We start from the raw sequence: 12,680 nt of genomic DNA, 5'->3' as shown, positions 1-12,680 counted from the left end.
CGCCCAGATGTGCATCCGCCACCCCCGTTGCACCATGGCTGCATGCTGCTGACCCGGCTCGCCCATGTGTCCCAGGAGGTCGCCGCCACCTCCGCCCGGTCCCGCAAGATCGCACTGCTCGCCGAACTGTTCCGGGACACCGACGCCGACGACGTGCCGATCGTCATCCCGTACCTCGCCGGACGCCTGCCACAGGGACGGCTCGGCATCGGCTGGAAGGTGCTGGACCAGCAGGTTCCCGGCGCCGCCGAGCCCTCCCTCACCGTACGGGGCGTCGACTCCCGGCTCACCGCGATCGGCGCGGTCACCGGAGCCGGCTCGCAGGCCGAACGCAGGCGGCTGGTGGGCGAGTTGCTGGCGGCGGCCACCGAGGGCGAGCAGCGGTTCCTGTTCGCGCTGATCACGGGTGAGGTACGGCAGGGCGCCCTGGACGCCGTGGCCGTGGAGGGCCTGGCGACAGCCACCGGCGCACCGCCCGCGGACGTACGGCGCGCGGTGATGCTCGCGGGTGCGATCCAGCCCGTCGCGCAGGCCCTGCTGGCCGACGGACCGGCGGCCCTCGCCCGTTTCCGGCTCACCGTCGGCCGCCCCGTCCTGCCGATGCTCGCGCACAGCGCCTCCTCGGTGGCGGAGGCCGTCGGGAAGCTCGGGGCCTGCGCCGTCGAGGAGAAACTGGACGGCATCCGGGTCCAGGTCCACCGCGACGGCGACGACGTACGGCTCTACACCCGCACCCTCGACGACATCACCGACCGGCTGCCCGAACTGACCATCGCCGCAAGGGCGTTGAGAGGCGAGCGGTTCATCCTGGACGGCGAGGTGATCGCCCTCGACGCGGCCGGGCGCGCGCGTTCCTTCCAGGAGACCGCCGGCCGCGTCGGCTCCCGCGTGGACGTGGAGACGGCGGCCCGGGAGACACCCGTCTTCCCCGTCTTCTTCGACGCGCTGTCGGTCGACGGCCACGACCTCCTCGACCTCCCCTTCGCCGAGCGGCACACCGCCCTGGCCCGTCTGGTCCCCGAGCCGATGCGGGTGCGGCGCCTGCCGGCCGGTGGCGCCGCCGACCTCCCCGCCGCCGAGAAGTTCCTCGCCGACACCCTCGCGCGCGGCCACGAGGGCGTCGTGGTCAAGGCCCTCGACGCCCCCTACAGCGCGGGCCGGCGCGGTGCGGCCTGGCTGAAGGTCAAACCCGTGCACACGCTCGACCTGGTGGTGCTGGCGGCCGAGTGGGGTCACGGACGCCGTACCGGCAAGCTGTCGAACCTCCACCTCGCAGCCCGTAACCGCGACGGTTCCTTCGCCATGCTCGGCAAGACCTTCAAGGGCATGACGGACGCGATGCTGACCTGGCAGACCGAGCGGCTCCAGGCGCTGGCCGTGTCGGACGACGGCTGGGTGGTGACCGTACGCCCGGAACTGGTCGTCGAGATCGCCTACGACGGTCTCCAGCGCTCCACCCGTTATCCGGCCGGCGTCACCCTCCGCTTCGCCCGTGTCGTCCGTTACCGCGAGGACAAGACCCCGGACGAGGCCGACACCGTCCAGACCCTGCTGGCCGCGCACCCGGAGGCAACGCGGTGACGGCAGCGGCGAAGGGCAAGCGCAGCGCGGGACTGTTGCTGTTCCGCCGCCAGGTCGCGCCCGGCCACGAGCTGGAGGTACTGCTCGGGCACATGGGCGGCCCCTTCTTCGCCCGGCGCGATGCCGGGGCCTGGACGATTCCCAAGGGTGAGTACGAGGACGGGGAAACGGCCTGGGAAGCGGCGCGCCGGGAGTTCCGGGAGGAGCTGGGGCTGGCGCCACCCGACGGTGAGGCCGTCGCGCTGGGTGAGGTCCGACAGGCCGGCGGGAAGGTCGTCACGGCGTGGGCGATCGAGGCGGACCTCGATCCGGCGGCCGTGGTGCCGGGCACGTTCCGGATGGAGTGGCCCAGGGGTTCGGGGCAGGAGCGGGAGTTTCCCGAGCTTGACCGGGTGCGGTGGTTCGGCCTCGACGAGGCCCGGGCGGTGATCGTGACGGCGCAGGCAGGGTTTCTGGACCGGCTGACGGAGCACTCGGGTCATTGAGATCGTGCCGGTGGGCGGCGTACGCGTTGCGGGGGCCATCGGCGCGCGGGAAGGTCGAAGGACGGCCCTCAACCTGGAGGACAGCAATGCCCATCGCGACGGTGAACCCGGCGAACGGCGAGACCCTCAAGACGTACGACGCCATGGACGACGAGGAGATCGAGCGCAGGCTCGGGGCCGCCGAGGCCGCCTTCCGCACGTACCGCACGACCGGCTTCGCCGAGCGGGCCCGGCTGCTGGGCCGGGCCGCCGGTCTGCTGGACGAGGACCGGGACGACATCGCCCGCACCATGACGCTCGAGATGGGCAAGCCGGTCACACAGGCCCGCGCGGAGGCCGCGAAGTGCGCGAAGGCGATGCGCTGGTACGCCGACCACGCCGAGGAGCTCCTCGCCGACGAGGAGCCCGCCGAGGCGGACGTAAAGGACTCCGGCGCCTCCCGTGCCGTGGTCCGTTACCGCCCGCTGGGTCCGGTGCTCGCGGTGATGCCGTGGAACTTCCCGCTCTGGCAGGTGATCCGCTTCGCGGCGCCGGCGCTGATGGCAGGCAACGTGGGCCTGCTCAAGCACGCCTCGAACGTGCCGCAGACCGCCCTCTACCTGGAGGATCTGTTCCTTCGGGCGGGCTACCCCGAGGGCTGCTTCCAGACTCTGTTGATCGGGTCGGGCGCGGTCGAGGACATCCTGCGCGATCCCCGGGTGCGGGCGGCCACGCTCACCGGCAGCGAGCCGGCGGGGCGCGCGGTGGCGGCCGTCGCCGGGGACGAGATCAAGAGGACGGTGCTGGAACTGGGCGGCAGCGACCCGTTCATCGTCCTGCCGTCCGCCGACGTCGCACGGGCCGCGCAGGTCGCGGTGACAGCGCGTGTGCAGAACAACGGGCAGTCGTGCATCGCCGCGAAGCGGTTCATCGTGCACACGGACGTCTTCGACGCGTTCGCGGAACGCTTCACGACCGCCATGGCGGCGCTGAAGGTCGGCGATCCGCTGGCCGAGGACACTGAGGTCGGGCCGCTCGCCAGTGAGCAGGGGCGCGACGAACTGGAGGCGCTGGTCGACGACGCCGTGGAGAGCGGCGCGACGGTTCTGTGCGGCGGCGAACGCCCCGAAGGCCTCACGGACGACGGCTGGTACTACGCGCCGACCGTTCTCGCCGACATCACGCCCGAGATGCGCATTCACCAGGAGGAGACGTTCGGCCCGGTCGCGACGCTGTACCGCGCGGCCGATCTGGAGGAGGCGTTGGCGATCGCCAACGACACGCCTTTCGGCCTCAGTTCGAACGTATGGACCCGCGACGAGGCCGAGGTGGACCGTCTCGTACGGGATCTGGACGCGGGCGGGGTGTTCGTCAACGGGATGACCGCGTCCCACCCGGCGTTGCCGTTCGGGGGTGTCAAGCGGTCCGGGTACGGGCGTGAGCTGTCGGGGCACGGAATCCGCGAGTTCTGCAACATCACGACGGTATGGCACGGAGCGTGAGCGTTCCGCGGCTACGATCCCCCCTGTGAACCGCGAAGTGACTCTGCCTCTGATCGTCGACAGCCGCGGCACGTTGCAGGTTGCCGCCTCCGACGTCAGCAAACTGCTGCGCACGGTCGGGGGTCGCTGGCTGCATCTGGTGGAGGCGGGCCAGGACAACCTCGACGAGGACACCGTGGCCGCCCTCACCATCGAACTGGCCAAACTGGCCGACCGAATCGACGTGGCCTGCATCGCCCACAGCAGCGGTGGCGCCTCCGGCTGAGGTGAGGGATGCGCCGTGGGGGCGCGGGTTTCGTTCCGTCCACCGGCCCGCTGTGGCTGGTCGCGCAGCTCCCCGCGCCCCCAGGTGGGGTAGCTCGCCGGCGTTCCAGGTGCGGGGCGATTCCAGGGACGCGGGGAACTGCGCGACCAGCCCCCACGGCCCGCAGCCGACGTACTACCGGATCGGCATCCCCGACAGGGTCCGCGCGATCACCAACCGCTGAATCTCACTCGTACCCTCGAAGATCGTGTAGATCGCCGCGTCCCGGTGCATCCGCTCCACCGGATACTCCCGCGTGTACCCGTTACCCCCGAGTATCTGAATCGCCTGCCCAGTGACCTTCTTCGCCGTCTCGCTCGCGAACAGCTTCGACATCGACCCCTCCGCCGCGGTGAACGGCTTCCCGTTGATCGCCATCCACGACGCCCGCCACGTCAGCAGCCGCGCCGCGTCGATGGACGTACGCATGTCGGCGAGCTGGAAGGCGACACCCTGGTTGTCGATGATCGGGCGGCCGAACTGCTCACGGGTCTTCGCGTAGTCGAGGGCGACCTCGTACGCGGCCCGGGCCGTGCCCACCGCCATCGCGGCCACCGCAGGACGGCTCGCCTCGAAGGTGGCCATCGCCGCGTTCTTCACCCGCTCGCCGCCGGACTTCGCCCGCTCGCGGGCCCTGGCGAGGCGCTCGTCGAGCTTCTGCTTGCCGCCGAGGAGGCAGGAGCCGGGGATGCGGACGTTCTCCAGGACGACCTCGGCGGTGTGCGAGGCGCGGATGCCGTGCTTCTTGAACTTCTGGCCCTGGGACAGGCCGGGCGTGTTCGGCGGGACGATGAAGGACGCGTGGCCCTTGGAGCCCAGTTCGGCGTCGACCACGGCGACGACCACGTGGACGTTGGCGATGCCGCCATTGGTCGCCCAGGTCTTCGTGCCGTTGAGGACCCACTCGTTCTTGGCCTCGTCGTACACGGCACGGGTGCGCATGGAGGCGACGTCGGAGCCGGCGTCGGGCTCGGAGGAGCAGAAGGCGGCGACCTTGACATCGTTGGCGTCGCCGTACATCTGGGGGATCCAGGTACCGATCTGCTCCTCGGTGCCGTTGGCGAGGACGCCCACGGCGGCGAGGCCGGTGCCGACGATGGAGAGGGCGATGCCGGCGTCACCCCAGAAGAGTTCCTCCATGGCCATCGGGATGCCGAGGCCGGTGGGGTCGAAGTACTGCTGGGCGTAGAAGTCCAGGGAGTAGATGCCGACCTTCGCGGCCTCCTGGATGACCGGCCAGGGCGTCTCCTCGCGCTCGTCCCACTCGGCGGCGGCGGGACGGATCACATCGGCGGAGAACCCGTGGAGCCAGTCACGGACCTCTTTCTGTTCGTCATTGAGCTCCATGGTGAATTCGGCCATGACCCCTCCATCGCTGCACTAGCATGTTACCTAAGGTAACTGGAGTCTGTTACCCGTCGGTAGGAAAAGTCAACTCCCGGACCCAGGTCGGCAACCCGTTCGATGGGCATGGACCGATCAGTGCTAGTTTGCGCGAGCGTCACCGAAATCAGCACGGGTGGGGAGAAACCATGGACACCACGCAGCAAACCGATCAGCAGCGGTCCGCCGACCGCCGCCGGCGCGAGCTGCTGGAGGCCGCGGACCGGGTGGTGCTGCGTGACGGTCCCGGCGCCTCGATGAACGCCATCGCCGCCGAGGCGGGCATCACCAAACCGATTCTTTACCGGCACTTCGGCGACAAGGGCGGACTCTACGCCGCTCTGGCCAAAAGGCACACCGACGCCCTGCTCAACTCTCTGAGGGCCGCGCTGGACGCTCCGGCGGAACGGCGGGAGCGCGTGGAGGCCACGCTGGACGCCTACCTCGCGGCGATCGAGGCGCGGCCCCAGGTGTACCGGTTCCTGATGCATCCCGGGGACAGCGTGTCACCCGGCGATCCCGGGTTCGACGTGCGGAAGCACTCGCTGCCGTTGCTGCGGCTGATGGGCGAGGAGTTGGCCCAGGTGATCGAGGACCGGCTGGATCTCGGTCCCGGCAGTCAGCAGCTGGCCCGGGTGTGGGGGCACGGGATAGTCGGGATGATGCACGCGGCGGGAGACTGGTGGCTGGGTGAACGGCCTTGCTCTCGGGCCGAGTTGGTGCGGAGTTTGGCTGATTTGCTGTGGGGGCGGCTCGCTGCCGCTGGGGATCGCGTGGGGGGTCCGGGGTTCTGAGCGGTTGTTTGTTGGCTGCGGGTCCGTGGGGGCTTGTCGCGCAGTTCCTTGCGCCCGTTTAAAGTCCCCGGTACCAAGTCGCTCGGGTTGCCTGGCGCATGACCCTCCTGTGGCGCCAGCCCGTTACGCGGTCCACGTACGTCCGGCCTTCGAGGTGGTCGCACTCGTGCTGGAGGCAGCGGGCGAAGAAGCCCGTGCCCTTGATCCTCACCGGGTCGCCCGTCACCGTGAAACCCTCGACCACGGCCTCGTCGAAGCGTTCCGTGCCGGCTTCCAGGCCCGGGAGGGACAGGCAGCCCTCGGGGCCCCGCAGCACCAGATCGTCGGTTTCCACGAGGCGGGGGTTGACCACGTGGCCGACGTGGCGGGTGTCCTCGTCGTCGGGGCAGTCGTATACGAAGACCCGCAGGGGTCTGCCGATCTGGTTCGCGGCGAGGCCCACGCCCTGGGCCGCGTACATCGTCGCGAACATGTCCTCGACGAGCGCGGCGAGTTCGGCGTCGAAGTGTGTCACTTCCGCGCAGGGGGTGTGGAGAACGGGGTCTCCGAGCAGTGTCAGAGGGCGGACGCGCCCTCTCGTGCCCGGGATGGAGCCTGGTCGCATGGCCGCAAGGGTACGGTCACCCATGTCGCGCGGGCGCCGTGGTGGTGCCGCGATGCGGATCCGGTGTACGGATCTCGATAGGCTGAGGTCCACACCACGTGGCCGGAGGCACAGGCGCGGCGCGTACGCAAGGAGGATCGAGATCTGATGGCAGGCAACTCGGACCCGCTCACTCCGCGGGCCAAGCTGGCCGTGACGGCCGGTAAGGCCGTAGCGGCGGCATCGCGTGCGGCAGGGCGCGGCAGCGGATCGGTGATCGGCGGCAAGGTAGCCCTCAAACTCGACCCCGACCTCCTCGCGCGGCTCGCCCAGCACCTGGACGTCATCCTGGTCTCGGCCACCAACGGCAAGACCACGACCACACGGCTCATCGCGGAGGCCCTGCGCGCCGCCGGGCCGGTCGTGTCGAACGCGCTCGGCGCCAACATGCCCGCCGGCATCACCTCGGCGCTCGCGGGCGGCTCGGACGCCAAGTTCGGGGTCATCGAGGTCGACGAGAAGTACCTCGCCGGTGTCGCCCGCGACACGGACCCCAAGTGCATCGCGCTCCTCAACCTCTCCCGCGACCAGCTCGACCGCGCCGCCGAGACCCGCATGCTCGCCGAGAACTGGCGTGAGGGGCTCGCCGGTTCGAAGGCCGTGATCGTCGCCAACGCCGACGACCCGCTGATCGTGTGGGCCGCCTCCTCCTCCCCCAACGTGATCTGGGTCGCCGCCGGACAGATGTGGAAGGACGACGCCTGGTCCTGCCCGTCCTGCGGTGGTGTGATGCAGCGCCCCGGCGACGACTGGTTCTGCGGTCAGTGCGGTTTCCGCCGCCCGACGCCGAGTTGGGCACTGTCCGGCGACCACGTGATCGACCCGCACGGGTCGGCCTGGCCGATCCACCTCCAGCTGCCGGGGCGCGCCAACAAGTCCAACGCGGCGGCCTCCGCCGCTGTCGCCGCCGTGTTCGGCGTACCGCCGCAGGTCGGCCTGGAGCGCATGTACCAGGTCCAGGCGGTGGCCGGGCGGTACGACGTCGTGCAGTTCATGCAGCGCGATCTGCGACTGCTGCTCGCCAAGAACCCGGCCGGCTGGCTGGAGACGTTCTCCCTGATCGACCCGCCGCCGACCCCGGTCATCCTCTCCGTGAACGCGCGGGGCGCCGACGGCACCGACACCTCGTGGCTGTGGGACGTCGACTACACGCAGCTCACCGGGCACCCGATCTTCGTCATCGGCGACCGCAAGCTCGACCTCGCGGTGCGCCTTGAAGTGGCCAACCAGCACTTCCAGGTCTGCGAGAACGCCGACCAGGCCGTACAGCTGGCGCCGCCCGGCCGCATCGAGGTCATCGCGAACTACACCGCCTTCCAGGATCTGCGCCGCCGCGTCGGCAACTGACCACTGCCGCCAACCGACCACTGAGGACGATCACTTCATGAGCGACAACCAGCTGCGTCTGGTGTGGATCTACCCGGACCTGCTCAGCACATACGGCGACCAGGGCAACGCGCTCGTCGTGGAGCGCCGGGCCAAGCAGCGCGGCCTCGACGTGGCCCGGCTCGACGTGCGCAGCGACCAGCCGATCCCCACCTCCGGCGACATCTACCTGATCGGCGGCGGCGAGGACCGGCCGCAGCGGCTCGCGGCGGAACGTCTGCGCCGCGACGGCGGTCTGCACCGGGCCGTCGGCAACGGCGCGATCGTGTTCTCCGTGTGCGCCGGCTACCAGATCCTGGGCCACGAGTTCATCAACGACCTCGGTCAGCGCGAGCCGGGCCTCGGGCTCCTCGACGTGGTCTCGGTGCGCGGCGAGGGCGAGCGGTGCGTGGGTGACGTACTCGGAGACATCGACGCGCGCCTGGGCCTGCCCCCGCTGACCGGTTTCGAGAACCACCAGGGTGTCACCCACCTCGGCCCCACCGCCCGCCCGTTCGCGAAGGTGCGGCTCGGCAAGGGCAACGGCACGGGGGACGGCACGGAGGGCGCGTACAACGACACGGTCTTCGGTACGTACATGCACGGGCCCGTGCTCGCCCGTAACCCGCTGATCGCGGACCTGCTGCTGAAGCTGGCCCTCGACGTCAACGCGCTGCCGCCGACCGACGACCGCTGGTACGACGCGCTGCGCAACGAGCGGATCACCGCGGCGCAGCAGCCCGCCTGATCTGCGCGCACCCCCGCTCCCGCCCCGACCTGTACACCTGTCGTCCGCGTCGGTGACACCGGCCCGTCTGACGGGGCATCCGCACAGGTGAGCGCGGGTGTCCAGCACGCGGACGGGTGCTACGGCCCGGGACCCCGCCGCCGGTATGGTGGCGGGGATCCAACCGGACAGCGTGGTCCGGTCCCGGCCCACGTGGAGAAGGATTTCGGGCGATGCGCATTGGTGTCCTGACGTCCGGCGGCGACTGCCCCGGCCTGAACGCCGTCATCCGGTCCGTCGTGCACCGCGCCGTCGTGGACCACGGTGACGAGGTCATCGGCTTCCGGGACGGCTGGAAGGGCCTCCTGGAGTGCGACTACCTCAAGCTCGACCTCGACGCCGTGAGCGGCATCCTCGCCCGCGGCGGCACCATCCTCGGCTCCTCCCGGGTCCGCCCCGAGCATCTGCGGGACGGCGTGGAGCGGGCCAAGGGCCATGTCGCCGAGCTGGGGCTCGACGCGATCATCCCGATCGGCGGCGAGGGCACTCTCAAGGCGGCCCGGCTGCTGTCCGACAACGGCCTGCCGATAGTCGGCGTGCCGAAGACCATCGACAACGACATCGCGGTCACGGACGTCACCTTCGGCTTCGACACGGCCGTCGGGGTCGCCACGGAGGCCCTGGACCGGCTGAAGACCACCGCCGAGTCCCACCAGCGCGTCCTGATCGTCGAGGTCATGGGCCGCCACACCGGCTGGATCGCCCTGCACTCCGGCATGGCCGCTGGCGCCCACGCGATCGTCGTACCTGAACGTCCCTTCGACATCGAGGAGTTGGCCGCACGCGTCGGTCAACGCTTCGAGGCGGGCAAGCGGTTCGCGATCGTCGTCGCCGCGGAGGGCGCGAAGCCGCGCGCGGGCTCGATGGACTTCGACGAGGGCGCCAAGGACGTGTACGGCCACGAGCGCTTCGCCGGGATCGCCCGGCAGCTCTCCCTGGAGCTGGAAGAGCGGCTCGGGAAGGAGGCGCGGCCGGTGATTCTCGGGCATGTGCAGCGGGGTGGGACGCCCACGGCCTATGACCGGGTGCTGGCCACACGGTTCGGGTGGCATGCGGTGGAAGCGGTTCATCGGGGGGAGTTCGGGCGGATGACCGCGCTTCGGGGGACGGACATCGTGATGGTGTCCTTGGCCGAGGCCGTGGAGACGTTGAAGACGGTTCCTGATTCTCGGTACGCAGAGGCTGAGTGCGTGCTTTAGCCGTTGATCCGTAGTTCGTCGGGTGCGGGTCCGCCATGGTTGATCGCGCCCACGCGGCGGAGCCGCAAATGTCACAGTCCCGCGCCCCTGAAAGCGAAAATCCCTGCGCCGCCCCCCGGTCACCAGTGCCGCTGGGGGCGGTTCTAGTCTGGGTCGGGACAGACAGCACGCAATCAGCACGAAACCTGGAGCCGGCGGATGGATCACAGCGGGCACGGTACGGCCATGGATCTTCTGCCCTTCACCTTGGGGCGGGGGCTCGGGTGGTCCGCCGACCCGTTCTTCCTGGTCGCCTGTCTGACGGGGCTCGGGCTCTACGGGTGGGGAGTCCTGCGGCTGGCCCGGCGTGGGGACAAGTGGTCGGCCGGGCGGACCGTCTCCTTCGTGCTCGGTGTGCTGACCGTCATGCTCGTCATGTGCACCAGGCTCAACGACTACGGCATGGTCATGTTCAGCGTGCACATGGTGCAGCACATGGTGATCAGCATGGTGTCGCCGATCCTCATTCTGCTCGGCGCACCGATCACGCTGGCGCTGCGCGCGCTGCCGCCCGCCGCCCGGGGGCGGAAGGGGCCGCGCGAGCTGCTGCTGGCGTTGCTGCACAGCAGGTACATGCGGATCGTCACGCACGCGGCGTTCACCATCCCGCTGTTCATCGCCAGCCTGTACGTCCTGTACTTCACGCCGCTCTTCGACTTCCTGATGAGTTCGAAGGCCGGGCACATCACGATGATGTGTCACTTTCTCGCCGTCGGGCTGATCTTCTTCTGGCCGATCATGGGCGTCGACCCCGGCCCGAACCGGCCCGGGTATCTGATGCGGATGCTGGAGTTGTTCGCGGGCATGCCGTTCCACGCGTTCTTCGGGATCGCGCTGATGATGGCGTCTGAGCCGATGGTCGACTCGTACAAGAACCCGCCCGCCTCGCTCGGCATCGACGCGCTGTCCGACCAGAACGCGGCCGGCGGGATCGCCTGGGCGTTCAGCGAGATCCCGACCGTACTGGTGCTGCTGGCGCTGCTCTTCCAGTGGCACAGCTCCGAGCAGCGGCAGGCCAAGCGCCAGGACCGGGCCGCCGATCGCGACGGCGACAAGGAACTCGAGGCGTACAACGCCTATTTGGCCTCACTGAACGCACGTGGGAACTGAATCAACTTTTATTATCCTGCCTAAAACACTTTCGCATTCAGTAGCATGGACGTGACGTATCCGCCGGGGGGAGCGGTATGACACTTCACGTTTTCAGGAAACTTGGGCTGCGGCGCCTTTCCGTCGCACTGTTGTGCGTTCTATTAGCCAGCAGTTGCGACAGAGCGGCGCCGCCCACGGTGGTGAAGGCGGTTGCTTCGGGGGTGCCTTCTCTCGCGCCGTTCTTCGACGAGAGCAGCGGCCTGGGCCATGACGCCCAGGTCCGTTCACAGCCCGCGCACGGCAGCAGCCTGCAGCAGGGCAGCACGCCCGGGCTGTACGGAGGGACGAGGAAGCCGACGGTCTGCGACGTCGACCGGCTGGAACAATTCCTCACCGATCCCAGGAACAACAGGAAGACCCAGGAATGGGCACGTGTGGTCGATATTCCGCCGAGCGGGATTCCCGCCTATCTCGACCGGCTCACGCCCGTTCTCCTGCGCCACGACACCCTCGTGAAGAACCACGACTACAAGAAGGGGAAAGCGGTCCCCTACGACGCGCTGCTCCAGGCGGGAATCTCGGTCCTCGTCGATGAGGCGGGAGTTCCCGCCGTGAAGTGTTCATGCGGAAATCCGCTGAAGCCGTTCAAGGGTGCCACGGACCGTATTTCCGTCCAGTTCGAGGACGGCAACAAGAAGTGGCGCGACTACGACGCCGACGAGGTCGTACTCGTACGTCCGGCGCCCAGCAAGGTCGACCGGTTCGCGCTCGTCGACGTGGACGAACCGGAGCGGGGCATCTACCGCCGGACCGGGACCAAGGGCGAGGCCGACCAGGTCTTCGACACACGCGAGCGGCACCCGGTACCGCCCCTGGCCGGGACCACCTTCGGCGCCGCGAGCAGCCGGCTGACGAAGCTGGGCCTGGCGACGGCGTACGACAGCGCCGGACTGCCGCCCTCCGACGCCACCGTCACCGGGTCGGACCCGGGACCCGGGACGGCGCTCCCGTTCGGCTCGTACGTGAAGCTGAACGTGCGCATCGAGTCCGGGTCGCCCGACGACGGCAGCGGCGGTGGAAGCGGCGGCACCACTCCCCCGGCCTCGGGCACCGGGTCGGGGGCGGGCACGGGTTCAGCGCCCGGGGCAGGGACACCGTCGGGACCGGGGTCCGACACCCCGGACCCCGGCGGGACCGATCCGTCGTCCCCCTCGACCCAGCCCTCGGCACCCCCGCCCTCTTCGTCGTCGGCGTCCCCCTCCGGTGACGAGCCCACGCCCACCGCGTCCGAGCCGTCCTCGTCCGATCCCACGCCGTCCGGCCCCGGCAGCAGCACCCCCGACACCGGGCCCACGGGCGAGCCGCCGTCCTCCGAGCCGCCTCCGCCGAGCGACCGGCTCAGCGCACCACCGGAGACGACCGAGGCACCCCCCGACCCACCCCCCGAGCCGAGCAGCCCGCCTCCGCCGACCACGACGACTTCGGCAGCCTCGGAAACGACGGGTGCGCAATCGCGCCGTTAAGGGG

12 protein-coding genes are annotated in these 12,680 nt (G+C 69.9%); 10 read left to right on the top strand and 2 right to left on the bottom strand.

The genetic code is table 11. The annotated features are described in order from the left end of the window. Positions 1-42 precede the first annotated feature (42 nt). The 4 genes from G3I56_RS24825 to G3I56_RS24810 all read left to right on the top strand — a co-directional run bounded on the left by G3I56_RS24825 (position 43) and on the right by G3I56_RS24810 (position 3,812). Positions 43-1,581, top strand: a complete 1,539-nt coding sequence (locus G3I56_RS24825; RefSeq protein ID WP_164412541.1) for an ATP-dependent DNA ligase — start codon at positions 43-45, stop codon at positions 1,579-1,581. Further along, positions 1,578-2,066: an NUDIX domain-containing protein gene (locus G3I56_RS24820; RefSeq protein ID WP_164412539.1), complete on the top strand. Its 489-nt coding sequence runs from the start codon at positions 1,578-1,580 to the stop codon at positions 2,064-2,066. Before G3I56_RS24825 ends, G3I56_RS24820 begins: the two co-directional genes overlap by 4 nt. An 86-nt stretch (positions 2,067-2,152) precedes the next feature. Then, a complete protein-coding gene (locus G3I56_RS24815) occupies positions 2,153-3,547 on the top strand; it encodes an NADP-dependent succinic semialdehyde dehydrogenase (RefSeq protein WP_164412537.1) in 1,395 nt (464 codons plus the stop codon). 25 nt (positions 3,548-3,572) lie between these two features. Then, a complete protein-coding gene (locus G3I56_RS24810) occupies positions 3,573-3,812 on the top strand; it encodes a DUF6213 family protein (RefSeq protein WP_164412535.1) in 240 nt (79 codons plus the stop codon). Positions 3,813-3,986: 174 nt separating this feature from the next. Here G3I56_RS24810 and G3I56_RS24805 read toward each other — a convergent pair whose 3' ends face one another. Next, positions 3,987-5,213 (bottom strand): acyl-CoA dehydrogenase family protein, encoded by a 1,227-nt coding sequence (locus G3I56_RS24805; protein WP_164412534.1) that lies wholly within the window; start codon positions 5,211-5,213, stop codon positions 3,987-3,989. A gap of 170 nt (positions 5,214-5,383) precedes the next feature. On the opposite strand from G3I56_RS24805, the gene G3I56_RS24800 reads away from it, so the two are divergent. Beyond that, entirely contained in the window at positions 5,384-6,028 is a 645-nt protein-coding gene (locus G3I56_RS24800) for a TetR family transcriptional regulator (protein ID WP_164412533.1), read from the top strand. Between the two features lie 58 nt (positions 6,029-6,086). Here the strand turns inward: G3I56_RS24800 and def are convergent, their stop codons facing one another. Then, the gene (def, locus tag G3I56_RS24795; protein WP_203690579.1) at positions 6,087-6,632 is read right to left on the bottom strand and encodes a peptide deformylase; all 546 of its coding nucleotides are present in this window, start codon (positions 6,630-6,632) and stop codon (positions 6,087-6,089) included. 147 nt (positions 6,633-6,779) lie between these two features. On the opposite strand from def, the gene G3I56_RS24790 reads away from it, so the two are divergent. From G3I56_RS24790 to G3I56_RS24770, 5 genes are all read left to right on the top strand, one after another. Continuing rightward, a complete protein-coding gene (locus G3I56_RS24790) occupies positions 6,780-8,018 on the top strand; it encodes a MurT ligase domain-containing protein (protein ID WP_164412531.1) in 1,239 nt (412 codons plus the stop codon). Between the two features lie 37 nt (positions 8,019-8,055). After that, entirely contained in the window at positions 8,056-8,784 is a 729-nt protein-coding gene (locus G3I56_RS24785; protein WP_164316443.1) for a glutamine amidotransferase, read from the top strand. Between the two features lie 212 nt (positions 8,785-8,996). Next, positions 8,997-10,022, top strand: coding sequence for a 6-phosphofructokinase (locus G3I56_RS24780; RefSeq protein ID WP_164412530.1), 1,026 nt, complete (start codon positions 8,997-8,999; stop codon positions 10,020-10,022). Between the two features lie 198 nt (positions 10,023-10,220). After that, the gene (locus tag G3I56_RS24775) at positions 10,221-11,171 is read left to right on the top strand and encodes a cytochrome c oxidase assembly protein (RefSeq protein ID WP_164412529.1); all 951 of its coding nucleotides are present in this window, start codon (positions 10,221-10,223) and stop codon (positions 11,169-11,171) included. Positions 11,172-11,374: 203 nt separating this feature from the next. Continuing rightward, positions 11,375-12,676, top strand: coding sequence for a PASTA domain-containing protein (locus tag G3I56_RS24770; protein ID WP_343240044.1), 1,302 nt, complete (start codon positions 11,375-11,377; stop codon positions 12,674-12,676). The last annotated feature ends 4 nt before the right edge of the window (positions 12,677-12,680 follow it).

It is taken from the genome of Streptomyces sp. SID12488 (assembly GCF_010548275.1).
Lineage (GTDB): Bacteria > Actinomycetota > Actinomycetes > Streptomycetales > Streptomycetaceae > Streptomyces.
Note: the sequence above shows the minus strand (reverse complement) of the source record. Positions and strands in the feature narration are given on the sequence as shown.